This is a genomic window from Fischerella sp. PCC 9605, from assembly GCF_000517105.1.
In the GTDB taxonomy this organism is placed as follows: Bacteria; Cyanobacteriota; Cyanobacteriia; order Cyanobacteriales; family Nostocaceae; genus PCC9605.
The window spans coordinates 40,061-66,226 of the sequence record NZ_KI912152.1 but is presented as its reverse complement, the minus strand read 5'-3'; the positions used below and the strand labels follow the sequence as shown (position 1 = coordinate 66,226).

At 43.1% G+C, this 26,166-nt stretch carries 34 protein-coding genes, 3 pseudogenes and 1 riboswitch; of the genes and pseudogenes, 14 read left to right on the top strand and 23 right to left on the bottom strand.

Features of this window, described 5'->3' with window-relative positions:
- Positions 1-390 precede the first annotated feature (390 nt).
- The 6 genes from FIS9605_RS0130305 (at position 391) to FIS9605_RS0130285 (ending at position 3,270) form a co-directional block, all read left to right on the top strand.
- Positions 391-576, top strand: coding sequence for a hypothetical protein (locus tag FIS9605_RS0130305; protein ID WP_026735917.1), 186 nt, complete (start codon positions 391-393; stop codon positions 574-576).
- Positions 577-943: 367 nt separating this feature from the next.
- Positions 944-1,192: an ASCH domain-containing protein gene (locus tag FIS9605_RS43285; protein WP_155960585.1), complete on the top strand. Its 249-nt coding sequence runs from the start codon at positions 944-946 to the stop codon at positions 1,190-1,192.
- 4 nt (positions 1,193-1,196) lie between these two features.
- Complete coding sequence (locus FIS9605_RS0130300; protein WP_026735916.1) at positions 1,197-1,625, top strand: hypothetical protein; 429 nt, start codon at positions 1,197-1,199, stop codon at positions 1,623-1,625.
- A 267-nt stretch (positions 1,626-1,892) separates the two neighbouring features.
- Positions 1,893-2,273 carry a hypothetical protein gene (locus FIS9605_RS0130295; RefSeq protein ID WP_155960584.1) on the top strand — a complete coding sequence of 127 codons (381 nt, stop codon included), beginning with the start codon at positions 1,893-1,895 and terminating at the stop codon, positions 2,271-2,273.
- Between the two features lie 331 nt (positions 2,274-2,604).
- Positions 2,605-2,665: riboswitch (Glutamine riboswitch) on the top strand.
- 34 nt (positions 2,666-2,699) lie between these two features.
- Entirely contained in the window at positions 2,700-2,855 is a 156-nt protein-coding gene (locus tag FIS9605_RS44465; RefSeq protein WP_197036174.1) for a hypothetical protein, read from the top strand.
- 121 nt (positions 2,856-2,976) lie between these two features.
- On the top strand, positions 2,977-3,270 hold the full coding sequence (locus FIS9605_RS0130285) for a thermonuclease family protein (protein ID WP_026735914.1): 294 nt from the start codon (positions 2,977-2,979) through the stop codon (positions 3,268-3,270).
- Positions 3,271-3,292: 22 nt separating this feature from the next.
- On the opposite strand, the gene FIS9605_RS0130280 is transcribed toward FIS9605_RS0130285, so the two are convergent.
- Positions 3,293-3,496, bottom strand: coding sequence for a hypothetical protein (locus FIS9605_RS0130280; protein WP_026735913.1), 204 nt, complete (start codon positions 3,494-3,496; stop codon positions 3,293-3,295).
- Positions 3,497-3,640: 144 nt separating this feature from the next.
- Positions 3,641-3,847, bottom strand: a complete 207-nt coding sequence (locus FIS9605_RS0130275; RefSeq protein ID WP_026735912.1) for a hypothetical protein — start codon at positions 3,845-3,847, stop codon at positions 3,641-3,643.
- Between the two features lie 214 nt (positions 3,848-4,061).
- Between FIS9605_RS0130275 and FIS9605_RS43275 the strand changes: the two genes are divergently transcribed.
- Positions 4,062-4,463, top strand: coding sequence for a hypothetical protein (locus tag FIS9605_RS43275; protein WP_155960582.1), 402 nt, complete (start codon positions 4,062-4,064; stop codon positions 4,461-4,463).
- Between the two features lie 39 nt (positions 4,464-4,502).
- On the opposite strand, the gene FIS9605_RS43270 is transcribed toward FIS9605_RS43275, so the two are convergent.
- From FIS9605_RS43270 to FIS9605_RS44460, 3 genes and pseudogenes are all read right to left on the bottom strand, one after another.
- The gene (locus FIS9605_RS43270; protein ID WP_155960581.1) at positions 4,503-4,667 is read right to left on the bottom strand and encodes a hypothetical protein; all 165 of its coding nucleotides are present in this window, start codon (positions 4,665-4,667) and stop codon (positions 4,503-4,505) included.
- 10 nt (positions 4,668-4,677) lie between these two features.
- Positions 4,678-5,019, bottom strand: a pseudogene (locus FIS9605_RS38705) (DJ-1/PfpI family protein); the annotation flags it as partial.
- Between the two features lie 93 nt (positions 5,020-5,112).
- Positions 5,113-5,253, bottom strand: coding sequence for a hypothetical protein (locus tag FIS9605_RS44460; RefSeq protein WP_197036173.1), 141 nt, complete (start codon positions 5,251-5,253; stop codon positions 5,113-5,115).
- A gap of 1,266 nt (positions 5,254-6,519) precedes the next feature.
- Here FIS9605_RS44460 and FIS9605_RS0130250 point away from each other — a divergent pair.
- The gene (locus FIS9605_RS0130250; RefSeq protein ID WP_026735910.1) at positions 6,520-6,912 is read left to right on the top strand and encodes a hypothetical protein; all 393 of its coding nucleotides are present in this window, start codon (positions 6,520-6,522) and stop codon (positions 6,910-6,912) included.
- 179 nt (positions 6,913-7,091) lie between these two features.
- Here FIS9605_RS0130250 and FIS9605_RS0130245 read toward each other — a convergent pair whose 3' ends face one another.
- The 6 genes from FIS9605_RS0130245 to FIS9605_RS0130220 all read right to left on the bottom strand — a co-directional run bounded on the left by FIS9605_RS0130245 (position 7,092) and on the right by FIS9605_RS0130220 (position 12,116).
- The gene (locus FIS9605_RS0130245; protein ID WP_026735909.1) at positions 7,092-7,508 is read right to left on the bottom strand and encodes a GNAT family N-acetyltransferase; all 417 of its coding nucleotides are present in this window, start codon (positions 7,506-7,508) and stop codon (positions 7,092-7,094) included.
- Positions 7,509-7,913: 405 nt separating this feature from the next.
- Complete coding sequence (locus FIS9605_RS40080) at positions 7,914-8,528, bottom strand: hypothetical protein (protein WP_442854741.1); 615 nt, start codon at positions 8,526-8,528, stop codon at positions 7,914-7,916.
- 82 nt (positions 8,529-8,610) lie between these two features.
- The gene (locus tag FIS9605_RS43265) at positions 8,611-8,793 is read right to left on the bottom strand and encodes a hypothetical protein (RefSeq protein WP_155960580.1); all 183 of its coding nucleotides are present in this window, start codon (positions 8,791-8,793) and stop codon (positions 8,611-8,613) included.
- 181 nt (positions 8,794-8,974) lie between these two features.
- A complete protein-coding gene (locus FIS9605_RS38695) occupies positions 8,975-10,000 on the bottom strand; it encodes a DUF3616 domain-containing protein (RefSeq protein WP_063748491.1) in 1,026 nt (341 codons plus the stop codon).
- 381 nt (positions 10,001-10,381) lie between these two features.
- Positions 10,382-10,795 carry a hypothetical protein gene (locus FIS9605_RS0130225; RefSeq protein ID WP_231510510.1) on the bottom strand — a complete coding sequence of 138 codons (414 nt, stop codon included), beginning with the start codon at positions 10,793-10,795 and terminating at the stop codon, positions 10,382-10,384.
- Positions 10,796-10,829: 34 nt separating this feature from the next.
- Positions 10,830-12,116, bottom strand: a complete 1,287-nt coding sequence (locus FIS9605_RS0130220) for an ISKra4 family transposase (RefSeq protein ID WP_082209884.1) — start codon at positions 12,114-12,116, stop codon at positions 10,830-10,832.
- 92 nt (positions 12,117-12,208) lie between these two features.
- Between FIS9605_RS0130220 and FIS9605_RS44455 the strand changes: the two genes are divergently transcribed.
- Complete coding sequence (locus FIS9605_RS44455; protein WP_197036172.1) at positions 12,209-12,418, top strand: hypothetical protein; 210 nt, start codon at positions 12,209-12,211, stop codon at positions 12,416-12,418.
- A gap of 476 nt (positions 12,419-12,894) precedes the next feature.
- Positions 12,895-13,203, top strand: a complete 309-nt coding sequence (locus FIS9605_RS0130210; RefSeq protein ID WP_026735907.1) for a hypothetical protein — start codon at positions 12,895-12,897, stop codon at positions 13,201-13,203.
- Between the two features lie 148 nt (positions 13,204-13,351).
- Here the strand turns inward: FIS9605_RS0130210 and FIS9605_RS43260 are convergent, their stop codons facing one another.
- From FIS9605_RS43260 to FIS9605_RS43250, 3 genes are all read right to left on the bottom strand, one after another.
- On the bottom strand, positions 13,352-13,489 hold the full coding sequence (locus tag FIS9605_RS43260) for a hypothetical protein (RefSeq protein WP_155960579.1): 138 nt from the start codon (positions 13,487-13,489) through the stop codon (positions 13,352-13,354).
- A 133-nt stretch (positions 13,490-13,622) separates the two neighbouring features.
- Positions 13,623-13,781, bottom strand: coding sequence for a hypothetical protein (locus FIS9605_RS43255; RefSeq protein WP_155960578.1), 159 nt, complete (start codon positions 13,779-13,781; stop codon positions 13,623-13,625).
- Between the two features lie 51 nt (positions 13,782-13,832).
- Positions 13,833-14,129, bottom strand: coding sequence for a hypothetical protein (locus tag FIS9605_RS43250; RefSeq protein WP_155960577.1), 297 nt, complete (start codon positions 14,127-14,129; stop codon positions 13,833-13,835).
- A 173-nt stretch (positions 14,130-14,302) separates the two neighbouring features.
- Here FIS9605_RS43250 and FIS9605_RS0130200 point away from each other — a divergent pair, with 173 nt between their 5' ends.
- From FIS9605_RS0130200 to FIS9605_RS46745, 4 genes and pseudogenes are all read left to right on the top strand, one after another.
- Positions 14,303-15,697: a hypothetical protein gene (locus FIS9605_RS0130200; RefSeq protein ID WP_026735905.1), complete on the top strand. Its 1,395-nt coding sequence runs from the start codon at positions 14,303-14,305 to the stop codon at positions 15,695-15,697.
- Positions 15,698-15,846: 149 nt separating this feature from the next.
- Entirely contained in the window at positions 15,847-16,035 is a 189-nt protein-coding gene (locus FIS9605_RS43245) for a hypothetical protein (RefSeq protein ID WP_155960576.1), read from the top strand.
- Between the two features lie 249 nt (positions 16,036-16,284).
- A complete protein-coding gene (locus tag FIS9605_RS43240; protein WP_155960575.1) occupies positions 16,285-16,440 on the top strand; it encodes a hypothetical protein in 156 nt (51 codons plus the stop codon).
- Positions 16,436-16,643: pseudogene (locus FIS9605_RS46745) on the top strand (IS1634 family transposase); the annotation flags it as partial. The gene FIS9605_RS43240 and the pseudogene FIS9605_RS46745, both read left to right, overlap by 5 nt.
- Before the next feature lie 72 nt (positions 16,644-16,715).
- On the opposite strand, the gene FIS9605_RS0130185 reads toward FIS9605_RS46745, so the two are convergent.
- The 9 genes and pseudogenes from FIS9605_RS0130185 to FIS9605_RS46250 all read right to left on the bottom strand — a co-directional run bounded on the left by FIS9605_RS0130185 (position 16,716) and on the right by FIS9605_RS46250 (position 25,868).
- Complete coding sequence (locus FIS9605_RS0130185; protein ID WP_026735904.1) at positions 16,716-18,515, bottom strand: iron uptake porin; 1,800 nt, start codon at positions 18,513-18,515, stop codon at positions 16,716-16,718.
- A 76-nt stretch (positions 18,516-18,591) separates the two neighbouring features.
- On the bottom strand, positions 18,592-20,199 hold the full coding sequence (locus FIS9605_RS0130180; protein ID WP_026735903.1) for an AAA-like domain-containing protein: 1,608 nt from the start codon (positions 20,197-20,199) through the stop codon (positions 18,592-18,594).
- Positions 20,196-21,626 carry an AAA-like domain-containing protein gene (locus tag FIS9605_RS38685; protein WP_051470192.1) on the bottom strand — a complete coding sequence of 477 codons (1,431 nt, stop codon included), beginning with the start codon at positions 21,624-21,626 and terminating at the stop codon, positions 20,196-20,198. Before FIS9605_RS38685 ends, FIS9605_RS0130180 begins: the two co-directional genes overlap by 4 nt.
- Positions 21,616-21,747 (bottom strand): annotated as a pseudogene (locus FIS9605_RS45610) (DDE-type integrase/transposase/recombinase); the annotation flags it as partial. The pseudogene FIS9605_RS45610 and the gene FIS9605_RS38685, both read right to left, overlap by 11 nt.
- Before the next feature lie 108 nt (positions 21,748-21,855).
- Entirely contained in the window at positions 21,856-22,650 is a 795-nt protein-coding gene (locus tag FIS9605_RS40075) for a hypothetical protein (RefSeq protein ID WP_051470191.1), read from the bottom strand.
- A 185-nt stretch (positions 22,651-22,835) separates the two neighbouring features.
- Entirely contained in the window at positions 22,836-23,504 is a 669-nt protein-coding gene (locus FIS9605_RS38675) for an LURP-one-related/scramblase family protein (RefSeq protein WP_197036171.1), read from the bottom strand.
- Between the two features lie 434 nt (positions 23,505-23,938).
- Positions 23,939-24,958: a DUF6515 family protein gene (locus tag FIS9605_RS40070; protein WP_051470190.1), complete on the bottom strand. Its 1,020-nt coding sequence runs from the start codon at positions 24,956-24,958 to the stop codon at positions 23,939-23,941.
- 140 nt (positions 24,959-25,098) lie between these two features.
- Positions 25,099-25,515, bottom strand: a complete 417-nt coding sequence (locus tag FIS9605_RS40065) for a DUF2092 domain-containing protein (protein WP_051470189.1) — start codon at positions 25,513-25,515, stop codon at positions 25,099-25,101.
- Between the two features lie 5 nt (positions 25,516-25,520).
- Complete coding sequence (locus FIS9605_RS46250) at positions 25,521-25,868, bottom strand: DUF2092 domain-containing protein (protein WP_051470188.1); 348 nt, start codon at positions 25,866-25,868, stop codon at positions 25,521-25,523.
- Between the last annotated feature and the right edge of the window lie 298 nt (positions 25,869-26,166).

Sequence of the window (26,166 nt, the reverse complement as noted above, 5' to 3'; positions counted from 1 at the left end):
ATGGATTATTGCGCCTTGCCAACAAATTTCTAACTGTGGTAGCACAGCACCCTAAAGGTGCTGTGCTAGGCTCCGCCTTTTTTTAGAAAAGGAGGAGACTGTACTGTTCACAATCTAGCATGAGGTATATATATGCGTCTATATAGTTCTCTCTAGGCCTTTCCAAGTAATAAAATGCCCAGCCGTCGAAGCGCGCCCGCTTTGCGAAAGCGCCGTTCATCCTTGGGAGTCGCCAAAATATATTTAATACGGCGCTTGCTTTTATTTTTTGGAGATCCCCTATCATCTAGTCTATATTTGGTATATATATCTATGGTTTTGGTCTAGACAAAGTATATAGACTGGGTATATATTGGTAAATATGAAGGGCGTCAACCAAGGAGCAAAATAATGAACAGAACCAGAAGCAAAGAAGAAATGAATACTGAGAAAGAAGTCTCCCAAGCTTATGGGAGGTATGAACAAGCGTATGAACGGGCCATATATGATGAAAGCAAGAAGGAGGAAAGATCCGCAGCATGGAAAGAATATGAAGAAAAAGTAAACGAGTGGAAAAAAGTTCAGACTCAGTTTTAACTGGTTCGGCGGAATTCCCCATCCGGTGGAGATGGATAACCGGGATAAATTAGGGGCATCGAACCCCTAATTTATTGATCGCGCGCCTGATTGATTTTGAATGTAATCTTTCGCACGATTTTATCAAGTGATTTGTCTGGTGAGGAGCTTGATCGGATTTACGATTCACTCGCAGTAGCTCACGCAGGGAGTTCATCAATGAACTCCCTGCGGGAGTCAGGAAGAACGGGCAACACCATTTAGATGCTCCCGGAATTTGAGCGATGTTCCCTTTTACGAGAATTGGAGGCATCAATTGCCTAAGTCAAAAGATTGCGGCGTTCCTATAAATCTCACTTTTAGACTGCATATTAACTCAAATTAAAATATGAAGGCAATTTCACTTAAAGCTCCGTGGGCTTGGGCGATATTTCATGCCGGGAAGGATGTTGAAAATCGTTCCTGGAAAACTGAGTATCGAGGTTCATTGCTAATTCATGTTTCAAGAGATTACACTCTTGGCGAGTACCAGTCTGTTGAGAAAACAGGTCGTTCCTCCCGATCGCACCTTGAGAGCCGAGGGGAGGAGAGAAAGCGCCGTGCTGTGATGTCTCTGTCTATTCCAGAAAGAAAATGAAATTATGAGTAGTAAAAAATTTCCTTGGAGTGACAAATTTGCTAGCGAAAAATTGAGTATGAACGTGCCACCTGAAGAACAAAGAAAAATGGCGGCGAAAGCTGCTGCAAAATCTGCTATCACAACTTTTGAACACTGGGGACATTGGCTTTGTGAAGGGGAGCAAGAAATAATAGAATCTGCAATTGAAAAAGTAGTATTGCAGTTCTTAGAGGAAAAATATAGTCAAAGCGATCGCCCGGAACCACCAACAGATGATGAATATTTAAAAGGTGTAAGTTGGGAGCAATTAGAAAAAGCCTTCTACCCAATTAATGAATTTAACTTTCGAGATGCTGTAATAGGAATGATTAAAATTTATGCCTCTAAAGGCGATTGCCAGGAATTTAAAATATTAAGTGAAATGATAGGCATTTACTTAAGAATTATATAATAATTTACAAACTACGTTCTTTATCTTTTACCCCCACCAATTGGTGGTGAGACCACTCCCCGTCTTGGTGAGGAACGCGGTCTTGGGGAGGCAGTGCGGTGGACGGGTTCCCCGGCATAAAGCACCTGCCGTGGTTTCCCCCATGAGCGACTGGTGAACCCGTAAGGGCTTCTGCCTATAGGGGGAAGTGGCGAACCCGAAGGGTAGGCGTTGGTGGGGGATGGGTGCCCCCACCTGCCCGCTGTCACTGTCCGTGAGTTAAGCGCTGTGCCCGTTCCCTTTTACTGCCGTCTAATCGGTTGGGTTGGTCTTGATGCAGATGTCATCCGCACCACAGATTTAGGCAATGCATCCAAAGCCCAACTCAAGAATCTGGTTAAGTTGGTACGTGAAGAATTTGGTAAATTTGTTGACTTGAGAAAAGCGAATGAAGCAGCACTGCGTCAGTGTTTACAAAAAGGGGCGAAGCCTAGCACAGCGCAAAGCTTTGCGCTGTGCCACCACACTCATGGAATCAATGAACTTATTGAATATACAGCTAATTTCTACGATCTGAGAATGACACAAAACAGGTATAAAGCACTATTGCCATTTATTCCAGGTTTAGAAGTTCCATATCCTAATTGTGAATATCAGTTTGATTTCTAAAGTTGACGACAATACGCGCTCAGCACTGGCTCAGCACTGGCAATGCCCATTATGTAGGATATTTTCTGAGCGCGAACAGTATTTTCGGTACGCGATCGCCCTTGCGAGTAAGCCAACTTTAAGAATGGAGAGCGATCGCCCCTCATGTGCTCCTAGAGGGTAAAAGCACAACAAATCTGTGAGTTTGTAGGCAAAGTGTTTTATAGAGAGCAATCGCATCAGCGTAAGAAGTAATTGTACAAGCTTTGAAGAAATCTCTACAGTCAAAGTACGGATGTTTGGGTAGTGACAAAAATTATTCTGTAGGATATAAGTATAGATGTAAGGATAAATCGTTCATCTGTGAATAAAAACAGACGGAAGTAGAGACAAACTTCTCGAAGGAACGCGCCTCATTTAACACCGATAAACAAAAAAGAGGCGAACATGAAATTCAATACTGTTGGCATTCAATACAATCAAAAATCTCGGTCGGTAAATGCACAAGCTCGTTTATTAATGAGCCAAAGCCGCCAAAAACAGCAAAATCGCCAAAAATCTATGCTGCATCGAGCAGCATCAGAAGTTGGAATCGATGAGTAGAGTAAGCGCGAATAGAATACACTGGAGGTGCCAGCTATGATGTATGGCATCCCCTTTCATATTTGCGTTTTTTGGTTTGACTAAATTCTGTGTCTGTTTTCTATTGTGGCTAGGATAAGCATTGAGCAATGCAGCCAGAGAAAAACTGCGATCGCTGATTGCGGCTGCCAGTAATCAAGTGATGATCATTCCAGTGGAAAAAGACAACGACGAACACACCGTTGCAGAGGTGATGGCCTATGGTAAGGGAGAGCCTGAGATCAGCTTTCAAGAGGAAATGCTCAAAACTGGCTTGGCTTACTATCAAAAATCAGGGGTGGACTGCCCAAATCACCTGGCTTTTGAGGAGGCGCAGAAGATAGCACTCGCATCAAAGGTTGGCGTGTGGAGCCAATCAAACCAAAATCTGCCTTGAGACTAATGTGCTAATCGCCTTCTCAAACTACTACCACTGTTTCCAAAGGTTTCTTTAAGCGGCTGGTGAACCGTATTGAGCGATCGCTGTGGGCGATCGCACCCTTGGGATCTGAGCCGGCTGCTGCTGGCTTTGTTGTGGGGTGTTGGGGGGCGCGAGCGCTCTTGAACCGACAGTGAAAGCTCTTGGCGTTGGCTATCTCCCAGTTATAGGGGAGCGCGAGCACACCACTACACCTGATTGGTTGAAGAAGCAATTTCGATGTGAAAACATCAATGAAACTTGTGATATTTCCTAATTTTCTTCACTCCATTGTTTGTCTAATTTGTCAATGCGTAAGTTCTACAAATGTTGAATGGATATTTTTTACCTACTGCCAAAGCCAAAGCAGCACTAGAACAACAGCAGTAATCACCAACGGTGCTATGGCCAAAATAAGCAGGGCGACGGGCGTTATCCTGGGATTCCTCATAATAAAGGCAAAAGGTGCGCCGCCATATTCCTCCCAAAAAGTTTGGCGCTTGGTAACAGAGGTTTGTTGTTTTCCTGAAGCTTCTTTTTTGAAATCATTTGTCATTTTTATCCCCTTTTATGATTGATATATTTATTTTAAATTTATCTCCCTACGCGGAGCGCACTACGCTTGAGCGGGCTAGAGCACTGTTGCCCGTCGTACGCCCCTACATTAAATCCAACGTGTATCAAGATTTTTGTGAAACGGTATTAGAGGTGAGATTTCTTTGTGAGCCTTGTTCTGAAGCAATCTTGGCTTGAAAGGCAGGCTTGGTGGCATGTCGCCGAGCATAATTGACTGCTTGTGCGATTACATCAGTTGTGCAGTGAGATGTCAGCACAGTAAAGATGAACGAAAAAAGTGTCACGGCAACGATCAGGCAAGGTGCGAACGCACTCAGTTTCTGTCTCCAAGCGGGTTGCTCGCTACATCTACTCTGACTGTTGAGAACAGCTTGCTGCCAAAATCGAAAGGTACTCAGAAGCGCAAAAAGGTACAACACTCCTGCATTGACGAGCAGAGTTTTTTTAAGGCTTGTAGTCAAGTCAGGTTGCTTAAGGGCGATCGCCACTCACAAGATTGCCATCGCTCCATAGTTTTTTGGTGCAACTCTCTACAACTTGAGATGGTGGTAGGGGATATGATTTTAGACTACTTTTTATATCAAATTACGTTTTAGTAAAAAAGAATAATGGTTGAGATTAAAGATCCTGTCGGTTTAACCTCTCGTATTATAGCGGCAGTGCGAGCCATAGAAACACAAAGACCAGGTTATCACCTGAACAACCAAGCAAAGGTTAAAGACGATTGCAGTTCCATAAAAACAGATCCCTAGCCAATCAGGAGACCTGCGATCGCGATCGATTTCTGAAGTTGTAGTCATGGCGAGTTGCCTATTTTACTTCTAAACCCATCGTCCCCATTGCATAGGCAATCGCCTCATTGACCAACTCAGATCCGGCTTTTTCGGGTGAACCGACATCGAATGGCGGAGCGGGATCGTACTCCATTAGTAGTTGAATGATTTTGGCAGTTTTTTCGCCGTAGAGGGCTTTGGCAAGCACTAGACCAAAATCAATACCTGCTGTCACCCCTCCACCTGTCATCCGATTGCGGTCAATCACGACTCGCTCCGTTCCAACCTCAACACCCAACCCAGCTAACTGTTGGCGTGCCGCCCAGTGTGTTGCGGCGCGATAGCCGTAGAGCAGTCCTGCCTTTGCCAGAAACTCAGACCCACCGCAGACAGGTCAACAAACAGAACGTTTTGAAGCTGAAATTAGACAAGATATAGTTGACAATCAATGGGTACAAACCAATACTTACCATTATGCTGATGGTAGAACTGTCACTAACAGTTTTGTTGGTAAGGTAATTAGTGATGATGAAATAGAAATAGCAGCAGTAGATGTTCCTGCGTGGACAAATTTCACCGCGATTGCACGGGAACATGGAGATAACATCATCATTTTTAATATCTGGAATAAAGCAACGGGTAAATTATTGGCAACGGAAATGATTAATCTTGTGAATAACGATAATAAATGTCGCACTAGCCAAAGTTTTACAGAGGATGGGAAATTGAAAGGCTTAATGTTGATAGTTGAGAGGCGGATTTATAGTTGAAAATTTGATAACGCATTCCAGATCAAATTTGGGGCTGGATGGATAAGAATATTCCGATAATTATTAGAGTTATGGTCATACCATTGACTGCATAGGTCTAACGGGGTGCTGCCATTAGAATGCGCGATCGCACGCCTGTTGCGGACTCTGGTTTTTTGAGGCAGGACACTTGAAGAGGCAGGGGAGCTCTTAGCAGGGGGCAGGGCTTGAAGAAGCAGGGGAGCTCTTAGCAGGGTGCAAGGGGGAAGGGAGCGGGAGGAAGAAAAGTAGAACGTTTGCGCTTCACTGCGTTTGAGTCGTGCGGTGCAGTGGCTGAAAGTTTCACAGAAGCCCGGCATGTTTGAGCTAGTCAATAGCTTGGTGCAGCCCTATATGTGCATTATTTGCGCCCCCTACTGCTGTTTGTAAGACTTGTGGCTCTAATATTGTGAGTCCTGTTAAGGGTGCTCCCAATTCCGTAGCCTCTATCATAAGAGGAATCAAGCGTTGGCTCGATCGCTCGTTGTTAAGCCGCTTTAATGACGGTTATAGCAGGGAACTCTTAACAGGCTTAAAAATCCCTTGGTGTCAGGGTTTTATGATCAGATGATGTCCTAATCTACCTGGCAACAGCTATAGTATTCAAAGGGAACTCTTAAGAGGGAACAGCTCATCTGGGAACTCATCCTTAAAAGAATGAGATTGAAAAAAGGACGCCTTGTTTTTCCGGCTTCGCTTCTCAAAACAATTCTTTGTTTAAAGTGGGCTTCATACCCACAACTAAAGTTTTTTTACTAACCAACCCTGTTAAGAGTTCCCCGTTAAGAGTTCCCTTGTTCGGTGAAAGTTTTGGTTGTGTTGCAGCGATCGCGCTGTTGGCAGCTAGGCTGCGCCCGATAGGTAGATGAGTTGATTAAGGCCTCTACCAGTAATAAAATGCCCAGCCCTCGCGTTTCGCCTGAAGGGCGAAACGCTCATCAATCCTTGGGTTGGGTGAATATATATTTGATAGGGCTGGGCATTTTATTTTTTGGAACACTCTAACTGAGTAGGGAGTTGTGAAAGTGCGATCGCGTGTTAGTTTTTGAGATCAGCGATAAACTAAATAAAACTTTTAAGACAGCACGTTAATGGCACGAACAAACGGAGTGAAAACTGAAAAATCTGCTCAGGCTTTGCCTACAGTTTCAGACACGGAAGATACGGTCATAATCAAAGATTCTCCTGAAGCAGTGGAGGATACTCAGGATATTGATGACATCTTGAACTCACTTAAGACCCTGCTAAATACTGTAGAAAAGCTCCAAAAAGTCCGACAAGAAGTCGGTGACATCAAACCATTACTGGTGCGAATGCTTGATGGAGAATTGGTTGCTGGCCAAGAGCTTGAGCAACTCAAGACAGGTGTGAACGGTCTAGTACGTCTGGTTCGTGCCTATAGTGACCATCAAGCAGCATTGGCTAAAGCACAAGCTGCTAGAAACCTGTTAGATCAAGTGTTAAAAGGGAATAAAGCTGATTAAACTGATTAAACTGCAAGCCTGTCTTGTCAATCTCTGGGGTAAGTATCCGAGCAGATCAGATCGGTCTGCCATTGATGAGGATGGTCAATTCAATTCAAAGTTGTAAAGAATTATTAAAATAATTATTTTAATATGCCTTGACTAAAGAGGGTGTGTTAACAAAGCTAGCCGATGTCATCTTAGGCATTTCCTCGTAACCATTGCCCTACCACCAGGGCAAGCCCAATTGGTTGAGGTTTAAAGCCGAGTTGTTCGTAAAATTCGATCGCATCATCCGTGAACAAGTAAACATGCTGTCCTTCAAGCTTTGCTAAAAGCATCTTGATCATGGTGGTCGCGATTCCACGTCTACGGTATTTTGTTAGAGTCCAGACATCGACAATGTAAGCGTTGCAAATACCATCAGAGAGTACTCGGGCAGTACCGATGATGCGCTCGTCAGCATAGGCAATGACAGTGGCATAGCTATTTTTAAAGGATTCTCGAAGTTGTCTTGGGGTTCGTCCATTATCGAAGCAATCGGCAGCTAATGTCGATTTCATGTGTTGCCAATCGACATTTTCCAAAGTGGTTTGGTATTTGACTTCATTACTCAAGTGGCTTTCTCTCCTTACCTAAGGTTCCAACACAACTCTCGTTTGTTTGAGTTTATTAATCCAGTGAACCATTGCTTTGTTCACACCTTAGTGCAATCGGGTATGAGCATTGGTTGCACAATTAATTGCCGACGAGAAAAACTTGTGAGTTTAGCATAGTTTTGAGAGGCGAAGCCCGAAAAACAAAGCGTCCTTATTTCAATCCCACACTTTTAAGGGTGGGTTTACCTGTTAAGAGTTCCCCGTTAAGAGTTCCCTCTGAAGGAAGCGTATAAAAAGAGCGATTGCTGCTGCAAGACGTGGGCGATCCCTAAAAAAGGATCGAAGGCCCCACGAACTAAGTGGATGCCTAAGTTGGGGGGTGACTTCCTGGCTTAGACATCCACTTAGGTATCCAACTACTCATCACTCAAAAAGGTCTAGCTCTTCCAGTGCTTTCAAAATCTCTAGCGACTGAATCAACGTTGAATCTTCCCACCGCTCGCTCAGATTGGGGAATATGTCTTGAATCCTGCGGAAATTCTTCCACGTTATCTCTTCCCAAGGCATATTGTATTCTTCAAACTCTTTAGAGAAAAACTTACGCTTTCTGCGTGAGCAACAACATAGGTGGTTGTTACTAGAGACTAATTTTATAGCACCGATTCTGTTGGCGGGGGTGTCATTGCGCGGATCTACTGATGACCCTAGGAAAACCACTAAATAAAGAGGCTGCCAGATTTTGACTTGCTCTCGAATTTGCTGACCTAGATCCTGCTTAACACTCTTGTTCCAACGCTTCCGATATTTCACCTCCACCAACCAACTTTTTTGAAATGAATAATCAGTAATAAGGAAGTCTGGTAGGCTTCTCAATTTCTTAGATAAACCTAACTCAATATATTCTTCCATCGAAAGGTTTTTGACTTCCCTGATTATCTCTTCAACTCCCAGCGGAATAACTCGATATCCCGCATCCTCTAAGAGAGCTTTGATAAGTGTTTGGGTAATTGCACCTTTAACTCGATTCCGAAAGTCCACATCGTTCAAAGTATTTCATCTAACTCTTTATTAAACCGTTCGTAGAGGTCTAATACTTTTATTTGTAATTTTATTTCCTGGCTTAGGTTAACCGCCTATGGTGTGGTGTATGCAAATGAGAATTGCTATCAGTGCGATCGCAGGTTACTACCATCAAGTTATGTTCTACCCTAGAGGATATAGCTCGTTGAACTTTTTGGGAGTGTGATCGCGCCGTTGGTTTGCAAGTCCCCACGTCCAGCCGATATTCGTCGTGCGATCGCATAAGAACGTCCTCAAATTGTTCATTTCTGCGGACATGGTTTAGAAGATGGCAGTTTGTTGCTAGAGGATGATGGGGGAAATAACAAACCAGTTCCGCCGAAGGCGGATTAAAAATCAAAAGTGGGACAGTTAACCCCTTCAAATATCAGAGTAGGCTGAATTGATACTGATTGTTGAAGTGCCTATGATATCTGCTTTTCAGCACCATCGGTTTCCTTAGCAACCAAAATTTCTCCATTGCTATACAAAGGCGATTTTACGATCTTGACTCGGATACTGCGGAAAAACTTGTCACTATCATTTTCTAAATCTTTGCATTGAGTGACTCCATCTCGTTTTGCCCCTCCATCATCACTCATGATCTGCAATTCGTCTTCTCGATCAGGATAAAAGAAAAGAGACTCTGGACGAAAATCTTCAGGAAAAGTGAAGTCAATTAATTCCGGATTTTCCTCTACATTACCTGACCATTGGTATAAGGCAAAATTAGAAACATCATCGAAAGCTCCGGCAATAATTAAATAAATCTTATGTGCTTCACAATATTCGATGCTGCGAATACCCCGTCCTCCTAAATCCAAAAGAATAGGCTCACCAAAATCAGCAGATACTCCTGCTTTATTTACCAAATCAGCCGGGTTTTTTAAGGGAATTAATAAGGATTTTTGGTCTGGAATTGGGTTGCGAAAACCAATATATAACTCTTTATTGGGAGTCGAACAAAGTCCCTCAATATTTAATCCACCTTCTGCTTCTGGAGCCAGGAGTTCTGCTGATTCAAGATATCTCTTGATCTGTCTATTTTTTATGAGCATATCACCGAGTAGATTTCTGTAAGAATGTCCAACTCGCAAGACATTAACTTCTTCACCAGTCACGGTAAATTTAACGGCTAAAAAGTTATGCCGTGTAGGTCTTAATTTACCCTGACTATTTCGGGCATGAGAAGTAATCCAGTAGACGACATTATCGATAGTCGCTGAACCTTCGATATCCATTTCTAGTTTGGTAGGTGTTGTAAGCAATTGTCCGAGATCGACTATAGTCTTTCCACTGCTATTGTTAGCATACTGATAGGCTCGCAAGAGGTTGTCTTCATCATTAGCAACGACAAATTGATCCTTGTTTGCAAGAGCAACTCCGGCTGAGGAATCACAAATGCCACGATATTGTGATTCTTCTATGATTTCAATTGTTAGTTTTTTCATGTTTTTTCTCTGAATCTAATTTTTAACAGTCTTGTGCTTTTTACTTGCTTTTCATACCAATCATCTACTATGATAAACATTGTTGTGATTAGCATTTCAAAGTCTATGCTAGTCATGGGGGAAGTCTGAGTTGAAAAGCTGGTAACTTTCATCTTCTTACTTCTCCTGCCTTTTTTTCTAATTCACATTAGGCGTAATTTTGAATTTTGAATTGGTTTGGCTCTCCAACAGGGTCTTCATATCCTCAGTAATTTTTGCAACACAACCAGAAGCTGCTGGTTGCTCCGAGGCATCTTTTCCGGGGTGAACGAAAAAAAGTGTGGGGAAGAGAAAATAGTTAGCGGATATAATCAGCTAACCAAGCTCTGACTAAGATAAATTTTAACTCTCATCAGATTTCTGATATCTTGTAGCTTCTTCAACTAGGTCATTTAGTCCTAGCTCTAGTGTATGAAGCACCTGGTTTAACGCCTCGATTTTTGTCCGATTTTTCATCATCTCAACTGCCTTTAAGAAAGCTGGACTACCTGCTTTACCAATATATTGATGACAACTTTTGTTACCATTTTTGGTAACAAAGATAGGTTCAGATGATTGCCACTTGTAATACCAATAAGCTCCGCCCTTACCTTTGGCGCGGTAACGAACAATCCAACAACCATTTACAGCTACATCACTCTTCTTAAGAGTAGAGATTTCTTGGTTGATTTCTTCTCTTTTGGCAAGTAAAAGTTCTATTCTTTGTGCTAAATCTGAAAGACTCTGTTCTCTTGTTTTGACCACTATTAAATACAAGCTTAAAAGTCCAAGTGTTAGCGGAGAATTTACGCTAACTACTTTGATTGTAAGATAAGGATGACCAAAAATTTGACCATCGAGTTGAATTACTTAAATATGCTGCTCTAAGAGCCATAACTCCTTCTGCTCCAAAAAAAGACCAGTGCATACCAGCCTGTTTTAATCTTTGAGTAACCACACGCCGATTGGAACTTTCAACAACTCCTGAACCAATCATTAAACCAGCTTTTAAATAAGAGTGATAATCAATCCGACTTTGATTATTAGTTAAATAACGCTCTAAATCGGTAATTGCTCTCTTTAAATCTTTCTTCTTTTTGGGGAATTGATGACAATTTTCAATTACTGTAGTCCATTCAGATTTTTTCAAGAGTTGTTGTTGAGTTTTCACCCAATCCTTTTGAGAATCTTCTTTATTTGGATACGCTGCTTTCGCTACTGCCCACACATATTCTGAGAGATGAAAAAAGTCGAGAATTTCCACTGCGCCTGGAAATTGTTCTGATGCCATCGACCAAATCCAATGTGCGCCATCACCAATCAATACGGTTTTTGTAGGTTTCTGTCCTGCTACTTGATTATATAACTGGGATACTCTATCTCTAAATTCTTTGCGGGATTTTAAAGTAGCTACATATTCCCTTTGCCGGATCACACCTCTTTTTTTACCAACTTTTTGATGGTCTTTATTCCAAAAAATTACACCAACTTTTGCTTCTTTATATCCTTGTTTTTGATTCAAGGGAGTCATGACTCCATCAACTCCCACATATAATAAATCTGCTTGCTCTGACTCTAAATTATCTACTGACAACTGTGAACTCAAATCAATATCACATTCAACTTTAAATTCTTGGCTTTGTAGTTGATTTCCTACCTTTTCTACTTGCAACGCTAAGGTTTTTTGTGTCAAATTTAGCGTTGTCCATTTTTGAAACAAAGAGTGAGAATTTGGAAATTCACTACTGACTCCCAAGGCACAGGCTAATTCTAATACCATTGGTAGCCATTTATCTTTTGGTAGCCCTAACTCTTCATCAACTAGGACTTTAATACCATCTGTTGTCTCATAAGCTCTACGTACAAGAACCATTTCACCTAATGGGGTGTAATATCTTTTTTCTCGTTTAGTTCTCGGATGTGAGTATTCGGCTTCTTTTTCTTCAATTAAGGCTTGGAATAAGCTTTGTTGCACAAATTTCCCTAATTTTAGCCACATATTGTAAAATTCGCCCACAAATTCTTCTAAATGGTGACACTCCGGTAAGTCCTGGAGTGTGTCACTGATATGAGACAGAATTGATTGGCGGTTGTTCATAGGAAGTTTGGTTTTATGGCATCTCAGCTATGTTAGCGTAATATATCCGCTAACTACTCTCCCACACTTTTTTTCGTTCACCCCATCCACGAGTGAATACCTATCTAGTTGGGAATGCACGAATTCAAACAATTAATGTCTCTCAAATCGAAAAAATAAGTGTAGAAGAAATATGTAATGATGGTGGCTATTACTACTACTTTGGAATCCGAACTGCAAATGAAGGGCTTTATATGTATCCTCCTGGAAATGACGCACATTTACTAGAAGCAGCAATTAATGGCTGGCTAAGTATAGGGTGACAAAACAATTCAAAATTCAAAATCAACGCCCGCAAAATTCCAAATTAATTAGAAGTTATTAGAGCGTTGCATCATTGCGGGATGATTTCTAATCAAGAATATATTTTTATGCCAGCGATCGCCAAAAGAAGAAGAGGAAACATTTAACTTTAAGAACAGGAATAAAACGCTTACACAATAAATAGTTAAACTTCAAGAAATAACAACATCTTGAGAGCTAATTTGTAAACTAGAGTAAAGTCTTTGTCTCGTAAGGGTTTCAGGAATTTGAGCCAAGAGAGCGTTTATTCTCTGAAAGTCATGGCCACCAATGAATTGGGTATCCTTAAGATTTTCTTTACGAATCAGCTCTGAAAGTTAGGTTCATCTGTTCCTTGCTATAGTCAACGCCTATGTTAGTTGAACCAGTTGGTATATCTAGAGCAGAGATCGTAAGTCGAAACGAGACGTTTAGATGTAATGTTTGTGGACGAAGGATGAAGGAAGTGGAACCGGAGGTGGTGTTAGCTAATCTGCCTTTGCCACAAAAAGTCGCACATCAACTTCGCAGGATTCGGGTTGCTGGTTGGTGCTGTCCTGGATGTCAATTATATCTTGATTGTTCAAAATTTCACCTACGAGTGTATTCCCTGAATTACTGGAAACAGGAAAAGTTCTGCTCTGTTTGCCAAGAGTTTACGGTTGAGACCGTTGAAGAGGTAAATTCAGGGCAGCATCTCCTCATTCAAAAGTGCTACTGTTGCGAACTGCTTAAAGGACTCAAAGAAAAAGAAGAATCCATATAGCGTACATTGAAAATAAAGTCGTGAAGTTTGAGAGCCCTGAAAGCCTTGAAATAGCGTACTTATGGTCTGAGCTAGAAAATAATAAAGTCGTGAAGTTCGAGAGTGGTCAACCTCAAACCAGAAAAACTGAAAATAGCGTAAGCCCTTCTTACTCCTTCATGGGAAACCACCGCATCATCTGTTGCACATCCACCGCTAAAGAGTGAAGGCTTCTTAACCACCCCTTGTGAGGAATGCGATCGCTATGCCGGGAGTTGACTCGCCCAATTAAAGGGAGCACTGACATCGGATGTCACCTCATATCTTGCACCTCTCCGTACAACCCCAGATAAAGTAAAAAGATGTGCGATAAAGCTACTTGATTTTTATTGACTTTTATCGTGAAATTAGGGGTTTAGCTTTTTTACTGAGTAATAAAATTACATCAATTTTTCTTGGTGCAAGATGTGAGTCACCGTATTTTTACCCTTAGCGCCACTGCGTTTGTGTGAAGCGTGAACAGCCCAGTTGGGTTTGAGCACTACCCCTGAGCAAGTGCCTTCTTCGGGAGTGCGATCGCTGCTTGCACATTGGCCCAATACTTGTTATTTGAGAGCGGTTTCAAAAATTGGGATACTCCCGTTGAACTGTTATATCTGTAGGCAGTTCACGCTGACAATGGTGGAGGAAAACGAATAAGCGATCGCGCTGTTGCTGTTGATTGTGTAGTGGATCTGTTGGTGCTGTTGGTGATTGTAATGTTGTAGATGCGTTGATTGTTGATTTGAAACATTGACGAACAAAGGCATGAGGGATACTGCGCTTTGCTCCCAGGAACAATTAGTGGGGGATTCAAACCCGCCTGTTCGTGCCAATGCTGTCGAATATAAACGTGGCGATCGCAAACTTAATGCCAGAAGCGATCGCTTCTTATCACTATCATCCATGTGTCTAGTAAGTTGGCATGATTAAAAGCTAAAAGCTATTATCAATATATTCATCCGGTAATAGTGTACATCTTGGACTAGCAGCAGCCTTTGATGGGCTAGCTTGACGAGCATAAGCAACAAAAATGTACTACTAGTACAAGGAATAGTGGTTTTGGTAAAACTAAAAGTTTATGAATAGTCAATCGCAATTACAGCCGCCGCCAGAAAGTCTGGTGGCTCCATTGTTGGAATTACGAAACTACTACGCTCAAAGCGTAGAAAAATACGAAAAGTTATACAGCCAAGCATTAGAGAATCTCAAGCATGTAGAAGCACTATTATCCAACTGGTCTTCACAATCAAGTGTTGAAAACAAGCACTCAACACCCGAAGTGACAACTGAGGTATTGCCTGCTCATGTGGGTGAAAATGGGTTGTTAGGCAATAGTAATAACATTACTGAAACTTCAGCTAATTTAGTAGAACCTATCAATTCTGAAGTTGCACCAACAAAAGATTCAGAGGTAGAGAATATATCTACTGAAAATCAAAATATCGAGATGCCGTTAGTAACCGATGAGGTAGTTACAACTGCTAACGAAGAAAAATCATTGTCAGAAAACAGCGATAACATTACTGACTATTCGCCCAATTTAGTAGAATCTATCAACTCTAAGGTTTCACAAACAAATGATTTAGAGTTAAAAGGCAACAGGGAACAGGCAACAGGGAACAGGGGGGTTATGTATAGGCATTTAGACCCCAACCCAAACAAGCAACTTATAGAAGATGGGGTTTTAGACCCCGACACCTTAACAGAAAACACGGAACTGTTGCCCGTTGCCCGTTCCCTGTTCCCTTCTTCGATCAATGAATCATCGGGTGCATCCACCTTCACAGACGAGCTGCCAGCGTCAACATCTACGGTTGGACAGACATATTCAGATACTCAAGCCAACTCGGGCAAATCGTCAGATATTCCCATGCTAGAAGAGTATCAGTCTTTAAGCCGCAGCGAAGCGATCCAAAAGATATTGCAAAAATACGCAGGCAGTGTGTGTCACATAGATATGCTGGTGCGATTGCTGTATGGTGAGTTAGAGCCAGATGTATTCAAAGTAGTAAAAGGCAGAGTTCAATCTACGTTGACTCATGGCAGAGAAAGCGGCAAATGGTTTTTGGTTCCTGGCAAGCCTGGCTATTTTACTTTGGACTTAAAACTGCTCAACTCGAAGAGTACTAGTTCTTCTAAGCAGTCTTCTAAGCAGGGAAAAAACAAAGACAAAAAACCTTCACCACAGGCGAAAACTAATACTATTCCAATGCAAGGAGAGTTTGAAGGGAAATTTTTAATTGATGCGATTACTTTGTTGCTACAACAAAATCCCAGAAAAGTTTTTGATGTGGCTGAAGTGATTAACCAATTATACGGAGAACTCGACCCATTACAAGTGCAACAAGTAAAATCGAATGTGTTAAGTGAATTGTCGCGTGGTTATCGTGCCGGACGATTCTCAAGAGTGCCTTCACAAAAAGGACTTTACATTTGGGACTCCAAGTTACTACCATCGGTCATCCGTAATTGAAAAAGAATTCTCCAAGCCACAATTGAGGAGTCAGAATAAATTGAGTGCTCAACCCCCAAGAGGTGATTTTGATGATTTTTGACTCGCTTGTGAGCGTTATATAGAAAAAGTCAGTTCAGTAAAACTTCAAGGACCTAGTATCTGGACATATGGAGGTCGAAGTTATATACTCAGTGGATCAATACTTGATGTTGTTGAATACCTACTCACCTCACTTGAAACTAGAGACACAGCACAAACAAGAATTATTTGAGGGATTACGACAGGTGCTAGAACAAAACGGTGACACCATTGAATTATCCTATGTTTGTGCTTTTCATATTGCTCGACCAAGTTAAACACCGATGGGTCGTCCGACAAAAGAAAATTCACTCACTAAGCAAGACGTAATGTCGCGGTGATCGCTTGTCAATTTGGTTACTTTATAGTACATTAGTACTAACAAGAGAAACCCCCCACCTTCTACGTGGGGTTTTATTTTTTTAGTCACTCCTAAGAGGAAGCGCACCCCCGCTCTTCGGGAACACTGTTAATCTGAAGTTACCCCGTGCAAATGTACTAAAATAGCCTGGAAAGGTTATTAGGCAATGAATGCAGGCTTGAATGCAAAAAACATTGTACCAGGCTGTCCAATTGCAGTGGAAGTATTTGAGGGAAATACTTCTGACCCAACAACTTTTACCAACCAAATAGAAAAAGTCCGTTCTCGGTTTGGAATTAAACAAATTATTTGGTTTGGCTAAAGCTCATACCAAACGTACCGAGAATAATTTACCTGTCCATAGTTTCCAAACTTTGTTAGCTGCTAACCGCAACTGTTGTTAAAAATAAAATTCAATCGACTATTGCCGGGACTAATTTTACTTTTGATAAGATTACTGAACCCACGAGAGTGCAACAAAGGGCAATAGATTTACTGGGTATTAGCCTAATTTGTACCCAGTAAAACTGAAATCAAAATCGCGCCCAAGCCCTTCTATGCATACACTACGCTTTTTTGTCAAAGGGGAACTTCAGGTTAAAACTGAAAAGTTGTCCTAAGAGTGGCAATAATATCGCTGCCGTTATCCCGGTCTTGGTTGGGCGCGGTTAGCCAAATAACCCCAGGAGTAATAGAAATTCTGTCAGTAAGCTGATAGCGGTAGAAGCCTTCGATATGTAGGGGCACATCCACTTTAAATGCTTGAGGATTGCCGCCATCAAAATCGGTGAGGTAGGGTTCTGCACCAAAGACAAACCCCAAAAGATTGCCTTTTTTTCCAAAATCGGGGAAGGCGAAGTTGAGGGCATAAGTGAGAATATTGCCATCGCCCTGACCAATTAAGCGAGGATAAAAGGTACTAAACCAGCCATTTACAGCAAAGCCTGGATTGACTTTCCAGGAAAACTGCACCCCATAGCCGTTGGTAACTACTGGGGAAAAAGGGTCTTGACCTGCTAGGGTATTGGCAACGGCGGTACCGGTGACAGCCAAGGCATTGTAGTTAAAGCCAAACCGCCCCCTCGGTGGCGCATAGTCATTGGTATAAACGCCTGCAACAGAGAAGTTGTCCGTCACGTTCCACGTCAGCTGTCCCAATGCCCCATAGCCACCATTGAACAGTCCTCTGTTGGGATTTCCTGCGACAAAACCATCGGCAAGATAACCTCCCGTTAAAGTCAGAGAACTTCCAATTTTGTAGTTGAGAATAACGCCTGTACCTCCACCAGAAAGGGTATAAATTGGGTTGTACTCACCAAATACGCTGATTGCCCCGGTGCCAGCGTCCTTGTCATCGAAATAAGGATTTAGGGTCGGCGCATACAGTTGGAACGGAGCAAAACTGTTAACTATAGCAACATTCAAATCATCGGTGAGGGGAAAGCTGTAAGCAAGTACGGCCAGCAAAACTCCATTCGATGTGTTAGCACCAAATTGTGACGATAATGTTCCTTCCGCTGTGGAGTTTCTAACAGTAGCAACGCCAGGAATATCGACATCGACACCTGCTAAGTTGAACGGACCAGTAATCAAACCTTGTTGTTGTTGAACTGTGCCTAGGGGAACATTGCCTGAGAATAAACTCATCAACAGCACATCTCTACCCGTAAAACTGGAAGCCAAGTTCAAATTAGCCCGATATTGAAAAACGCTTTGGTTGGTACCGCCATCCTCACCAAACACATCAGATACTGCAAAGATGGCGTTGCCGAATAGTTTAGTTGTGGTTGAAAATTGATTCGCTTCTAGAGTCGCAGCCTTAGCTTCTAAGCTATCAACCCGATTGCGTAGCACTGCGAGTTCTGGTGCAAACTCTTGTTGAAGTTTTCTCAGCGTTTCTAGGTCTTGTTTGTTGACCAAATCTGCGGTTGAGGTGGCAATCAATTCCTTAATACGATCCAGGCAGGCATGTAACCCAGCAGCAAATTCATAGCGCGTCATGGCTCGATCACCGCCATAGGTGCGATTGGGATAGCCTGCGATACAGCCGTAACGCTCAACTAGAGATTGCAAAGCAGCAAATGCCCAGTCCGTGGGGTTGACATCGGAGAGTTGAGAAACCGAGTTTACCTGCTCCATTTCTGGAGAAACAAACTCTTGTGCCGACAATGATTCTTCAGTTGCGATCGCGTTTTTTTGTGGTGTTTGTGCGATCGCTGGCTTTACATTCAAAGGCTGTCCAACCAATTTTGTTCCAGATGATTTTCCTGCTAATTCATCGGGATTTTTGATCAAGTCATTTGCATTTGCTGGCGTTTTAGTCAACAGCAAAACACTGCAAGTAATTGGCAAAATAAGTAACAGCCTATCCCACAACTTCCATTGATGATTGAACATCTGTCCTCACACTCGTTACACTTCAGATAAGGCTTTCGGAACCTTAAACCGTTGGTTTTTAAGTTAAAAAACTTGGTCAACAATTCAAAGTTAGTTTATCAAATTCTGAAATGAGTTTTTGACACTTAACGGGAAAAGTCAGCTGCTTTTCTAGGTTCAACGCCCTACGATATTGCATAAATAACGCCAAGCCCAAGCCAGTCGAAATCAGCAGAGCTACACTGACTAGTGAAAGAATCAAATTCAGCTGTCGGGTGTTTCGTTTCTCCAATGCCAGGCGAGCCTTGACTTGTTGTGCTACTTTGGCTTCCAAAACCATACGGATTTGTTGCTGCTCCAAATCCTGACAGGCAGCCAAAAAGCGATAATCCAAATCGCTCAAGCTCTTCCCCCGTGACCACGAGAGTGCATCTTGCAATGCCTGACCTCGTAGCAATCGCGATTCATCCTGCTGATTTGACACGATCCAGGCATTGAAAGTTTGTGAATAGGGACGTAAGGCTGCAAGCCGTTGCTCTACCCATTTGAGATTGAAAATTTCCTGATAGATGTGGCATTTGATGTGGAGGTATCCCTGCTGTTGGATTACTAACCCAGACAGCAAAAGTTCAATTTGTTCACGGCTATTGTCGGCAGCGATCGATGAACAGTTATCATTGTTCTGTTGAGTGTTTAAAATTTGCTGATAGATGTTAAGTATTTGCGCCGCACGCCGCTCGTTGCTTTCAATGCGAGCGCGAATAGTTCGCAGATGTTCAGGATTGTCTTGAGTTTCCCAATTGTTAATGATGCGCGCTCGCACAATTCGGTCAACCAGTTGGGAAGATGAGGAGGTGAGAAGCTTTGAATCTTGTATTAATTGTGACTTTTGACTTCTGGCTTCGCATGTACATGTCTGCCGCTCCTGTAAGCTTTCCATCTCCTCTACAATCAACTGACAAAGCTTCTGTACTAGAAATGGCTGACCGTTTGTCCAGTACAAAATTCGTTTGAGAACCGCTTGCACATCATCTACAAAACCCGCTAAGCCTTGGCCAAGGGTCACAACTTCTCCTAACTCGAAGCCGTGTAACTCAATGCCTCGACCAATGTTGAAGGGAGTGCGGTGTCGGTCCTGAATCAGATGCGAGGGAGTAGCAACCCCAAACAAGGCAAAATTCAAACGTTGATAAGCCGGGTTGACAGCCCGTTGGTTGTAGCAGGAGCGAATAAGCGCAAAAAAATCATCGACTAAAAAGTCCAGATTAAGGACACTATCAATCTCGTCTACGAAGATGAATAGTTGCTCCTGGGGAAATGCAGGCAGGAGAATTTCTTCTATAAATAGGCTAAGTTGTTGAACAGGCGAAAGATCCTTAACTTGCTGTGCCCAAGCTTTGAGATTAACCTCTAAGTCGAAGTTGCGCCATAGCTCCCAAATAATGCCTTTGTACCACTGATTGGATGAGATATTTTCGCTGCCAATGCGGGTCATGTCGAGAAAGGCACTCCGAAACCCCTGTTGTTCTAGCAGGTAGCGAGTGCGGAACAGCAGGGACGATTTGCCCATCTGCCGTGAATGGAACACATAGCAAAACTCCCCTGCTATCAATGCATCCAAAAGTTCGGTATCGGCTTTACGCACCACATAAGTTGGTGCATCAACCGTTAAACTTCCGCCAACCTGATAGCGATAGGCAGTCATCCCATCACCCAGAGTGAAGCGTGAGGCGATCGCCCAAGTTGGCTTTTGCGCGTTTGAGTTTGAGTTGCAGCTTTGGGAGCGATTGTCGATTGAAGTGTGAAAAACTGCTGATAAAGCTTGCAGCTTGGTTTTGCTCCATGATTGTCGAGCTTAATCAAACCTAAACTCTCTAGCTTGTAAGCAATGATTGAACTGAGGCAAACTTTATCGCCAGCTTCCACAACTAGCGCAAACGCCTCTGCCAGTTCTAGATTATTTTGCAGCATTAATAAACAACGGTTGAGGCAATTGGCATAAATCCCAACAGGAGTAGGTGCTTGATGTAATAGCTGCTCTAGTGTGAGTTGATCATTCCAAAGATGGTAAAGGGCTAATTGCACCAAATAGGGATGTCCTCCAACCATTTCCATTAGTGGCGATGCGACTTTGGGCGATAGACCATAGTAGGTAGCCAAGGTCTGGATTTCTTCTGGCATCAAATCAGGCAACTCAATCGGCAATCCGATATTAAAGGGGGACTGATTGAAGTTTAGCGGAACGTAAATCTCGGTAGAATAAATTAGCACAAGGCGGAGCTTTTGCAGAATTGAGTTGCCCTTCGCTTCCTCGTACCACGAGCGTAATAGAGGTAAGAATTCTCCAGAGATAGCTGCATGCTCAAAGACGCAATTAATTTCATTGAGCAGGAGAACGACAGGAACCTGAATCGGCTTGAGTAAGGCTCGCTGAAGGTAGATCGTGCAGCTAACCTTACTGCCTGCTTCCTCGTCCCAATATTTGTCCAGCGTAGGCAGCACATCTAGCTGATAACTAAGCGTTTTACAGAACCAGCGGAGGAAGCGATCAATATCAGAGAAAATAGACTCCTCGGCTTGTTGAAAGTCAACTCGAACGGTGCGATAGCCAAGGCTGATAGTGTGGTCAAGCAGACGCAAGGCAAACGAACTTTTCCCCATCTTCTGAGGAGCTTTGATGCGAACTAAACCACCAGATTGAGTCATCTCAGTACAAGCACGTGCTTGTAATGCAGTCCGTTCAATGTAGAAGGGGGAATGGAGAGGGACAGGTCCACCTGGAAACTCGGGAACCAGAGTTGTCTGAACTTCAGCAGATTTCGCGCTGTCTGTGGAGTCAGCTAACTCGATCTCACTATCGAGGTGAGCTGCCAAACTGTAGTCTTGAGGTTCAAGCTCAAGTCCTAGCGCCTGAAATAGTATTTGCAGCGATCGCTCATCAACACCAATTTGACTGTAAACAATCTTCTTAATAGTTGTGGGATGTAATCCTTGCGGCTCAACTAATTGAGTTTGTCGGGAGATCGCCTGCTGAGTCCACTTGTAACCTTTCTCTGTTTCAAATTGACTGAGCTTAGCCTGTAACTTTTGCAACCCAACAAAGCTTAAGACAAAGCCTCGGCACCGTTTCATAACCAATTAGTGTTCTTCTAGCTGTATAAAATGATTTAAATCCCATTCCCCCTTTGATCAATCGTTTGATAAATCGATGATCTTGTTCCACATTATTATTTAGATATTTGACTTGTCGCAATTGACAATCATTGGACAATAATTCTGATTTTTTAACTTCATCAATTGTGATTGGGTAAGGGAGATCCAAAAAATAAAAGCAAGCGCTCTTCGAGAGCAGGGCATTTTATTACGAGTAAGAACCCTGGGCGGCAAAGGCTTCGTTGACTGCATTCAGTGCAGCATCAGCTTTGGCGATCGCGTTTGCCACAATCTCCGGTGACAACAAGCCTACCTCCACCAGGGAGAGAATGGCTGGCTCGATCTCACTATCATCGACAACTCCAACTGCCATCAAGGTTCGTAGGGTTTGGGCAGCGATCGCAGCGGTGATGTTCTCACCCACAGCTGTTGTAGCCGCTTGTTTGGCCGATTCCACAAAGGCGATCGCATCCAGCAGTGCTGCCCCCTTAATTGCTAGGGTTGCTTCAATCACCCGTTCCGCTTCGGCGCTCGCGGCCAGTTCTTCTCCCAGCATTAGCACCGCATCACGGGTGAGAATACCCTGTGCCAGCAAATGCCCACCAGCATCCCGCACCGCTTCTGCCAAGCCTCCAGCCCAGGCATGTTCAAACAGTGCGATTGCCACTGCCGTACCGGGAGCGACTTGATCCAGCACTGCCCGCACATCTGCCGTAGTCACACCATAAGCACTGGTCGCAGCGTTCATATTCGCGGCAGCACCAGCGGAGCCATTCAAACCCGCAAGCTGTTTCAACGTCGCGCCATAATCTGACAAGTCCGCCTTTTCGCTGTCCGTCATTACCGTGACATTACCAGCAGTGTTTTTGTGGACAAACAGCAAATCAATCAACCGGATCGCTCCACGACCGCGCACGGCATCCAGTTCTGCCAAGATTTGACCGCGAAAGTTTTGGTCGTTATTAAAGCCGATGACAACCAGTTGTAACGATCCAATTTTCATGATTGATGCCTCCTTGAAGCTTAAGCATATTACCAACAAATAAAGTAAGAGCCAAAAACCGCGCCCAAGCAGGTGCTGTGCAACCTCCACGAGTAATCTTGGCGTTTGTTGAATAAATATAAGGCTCTTGCTTTATTTTTTTGGATCACTCTAAGGGGTTGACCAACTCCCGACCTGCGCGGGTGCTAAAGAACGTCAAACCGCGATCCTTTGGAAATCCCACCCATCGTTTTACTGGTGGTGTGGTTGTGCGACATCGTGTCGATCACAACCGTGATTGCCAAAATCAGCGGGGCATCAAAAGTACTTTGCAATTCAACACCGTAGCTGTCTGGCAGGCGAAGCCACTTCTTGGAGATGATGGCAATGGGCATCCGTTCATCCTTAGCGGTGATGGTGTATTCGTGTTGTAAGATATTTCCTTTGGCAACCAGATCCTGCCCACCGGGAACGTCAATCTGCCATTTATCTTTAATCGGCGAGAACCAGGCATCATGGACGATCGCGGCTTTGGAACCATTGGGACGCTTAATGTCCATTGTTTCGCGAATGTCTACCATTTTGGCGACAATGTGATAGAGTTCACGACCCTGCATATCTTCAAACGACAATTGCTGCTTTAAACGCAACAGCTTGCCATCGACTTTGATCACCTTGTCGCCATTCTCGTTTTTGATGAAATAGTCATCCCCAATCGAAAACATCCGTTGTTTCATCTCAAACCGGGTGCCAATGCGCTGATTGGCGGCTTGTTGTGCTTGTTGCAAGGTATTTATGATGTTTGCTTGGGTCATTCTAGGTTGGGCAGCACCGCCCTGCATTAATCCCCCTCGTCGGGCTTGTCGTCTGAGCATGATATTCACCTTAAGTAGCTGATGGGTGAGGTTTCATAAAAGTTACTCTTATGTGAGATAGAAAAATTCGTGGTTCTAACGGATTTTGTGGTCAGGTATTTTTGCGAGCGCAACCGTTTGGGGTTACACTAATATGCTAAAATGCTCACGAAGTTGGTTAGTTACAAAAGTTAAATTCCCCAATGGCAATTACCAAGCATTCAGAAATAAGAAAAAGACATTGAGATTTAATCTTTATATAGACAGCTTTTGATCAGCATCTCATCAATTTTTGCCTGGTTCAATGACAGATAAGCCAGTTAAGCAGATATTAACCCTCTCCTAAGAAATGCTGAGGCTATTAATTCGATTGATAGCATTGACAAACTCCTCTGCATTGGTTTGAATGTTGCTTCGCCAGAGAAAATTGACAGCACTAATTTGGAGATTGCGAGCTAAACGCTAGTTACCTGATATACCAGTTGTCCATTGGCATAGGTTGGACGGTAATAGGTTCCAGCGTACTGGTAGTACTCTGTCCCTTTAATCGTTACTTTCTTATAACCACCTGGAATGTAGGGAACTACCGCACCAACAGGAGGGGGAACGACGATATAATTATCCGTTGCCGAATCCTGGAGGTAGAAGGTACCAAGGTAATAGTAGTAGGTGTAGGAACTTCCCTGAATCGTAATAAAGCCCTCCGGCAGATTGGAAACTTTAGCACCCACTGGTGCAGGTGCGACTGTATAACCGTTCCCACTGGACGTGTAGTAAACGCCCCGGTCATAGTAGTAGGGCTGGTTGAAGGTATTGGCAACTGAAGCAACCGTGATTGCAGTTAAAGGCAAAGTCACAGCGAAGTAACCGGGTGGATAATACCAGCCCCAGAAGTCATCATCATCCCAATGGACGTGATTCCAATCGTCCCAGTCTATGTCATTGATAAAGTCTTGCCGACTCTCACGTGCATTGTCTAGATAGTTTTGCCAATCTTCTCGGTTCTGAATTTTGAAATCTTGGTGAGACTGCTGAAAGTTTTGCAGCTTTTGCTGGGCTTGGGGATTGTTTTGAAGATTCTGGCGTGCTTGTTGAACTTGTTGCTGTACTTGGGGATTGTTTTGTAAATTCTGACGTGCCTGTTGAACTTGTTGTTGAGCTTGGGGATTTGTCTTAATCTCTTGAACTCGTTGTTGAGCTTGTTGTCGGTTGATTTGAGGACGATTCTGAATATTCCTAGAAGACGACGGACGAGACAATTGACGATCGCCTGAGAAGCGAATGCTGCCCTCACCAACACGCGCTCGTGACCCAAAGCTACCTCTGAAACTTCTCAGCCCTCCCCCGCCAAAACCTCCACCCCCTCTAGGTAGAGCGATGGCAATTTCATTAATGGTAACTGCGCTTAGCATAATGCAGAGTATGCTGGATAAAACACGAAGATATAAGTTTTGGGGTTGAGTTTGCTTTTTCATAAAAACCTCTTACCCATGACCGGAATAATTGAAAATACCTAATGATTGGGCAACTAGTGCAACAAAGCCCCTAGCTGTAATTTTCATAAAATTTAATTTGTGTCTGTTGCTAACTATCAAATTATTTTTGCTGTACTGTACTATTGGTTAGAAACTCTAGGGAGAAACTCAATCTTTTTTGAGTTGGTAGGAGCAACAAATGTGAATTGACGATCCGAAAGATTAGACTTGAGGTTCCAGTTGGTCAGAATCGCGGTGTATTGGGGAGTAGCGTTCTGTTTGTTGTAATTGATGACCAGCTTACATGGTAACGACTGTTGATTATTTTCAATCCAGATTTGCCAATCAATAGTTTCCTGAGTGAATACTAAGTGGTGGCAGGACTTGCCTTGTACAGAGTTGAGTCCCCGATAGGTACCAGTTTTCACATTCTCAGTCATTACAGCATAGGGGTTGCTAAAGACCAAATCTGCCAATGGTGCTGAGACTCCAAATTTTTCCATTGCATAGTCTAGGGCATCATCAATTGTTGATGGGGCCGCAGCAGTAGCATACAAATTCGCTATGCGACGAGCAGCGTTATAGAACGACCGTCATACCAAAAACTGCGGTTGACGCGATCGCCTTCAACATCTGCTCTCAATCTATTAGGACGACGCACAGCAACATCAGTCATCGTGCTGTACTGAATCTTTTGCCCAGTAGGCGAGACTTCATCCCTAGTGGCTTCTGCCTGAAAGGTAAATTCACGAGCAGTCTGCAAAGTCTTACTCATCTGTTGCAGCAATTGTTCGGCACGAGGTTCTATATTTTTAGAAGTTTCCTGAGCTAGCAACGACTGGGATAAACCCAAAGTGAGAAAAATTGCAGCACACAGAGAATTTAATCTGTTGTGCTTAATAGAGAGCATAAAGCCGTCCTTAATACTTAGTTATTTACGCCACTGTGTTACTTATACGCTAAGTGTAATGTGCCTAACACAGTCAATCCAGTTGAAAACCGCCATAAATCAACCTTTATTGTCAGCTTTGAAAAATAATTGATATATTGGTTGTCTTTAATAAAAATTTTACATTAAATGATTAGTGACAAGTTAAGGAAAAGCATGATTTGTCAAGGGGATGGGAAAGGGAGATAAATCAAGGGGTTGAGGCTTTTTCCGTTCTATAATTCGCGAACTTGTGCCTTATCTTTTCACTAAATTCTCA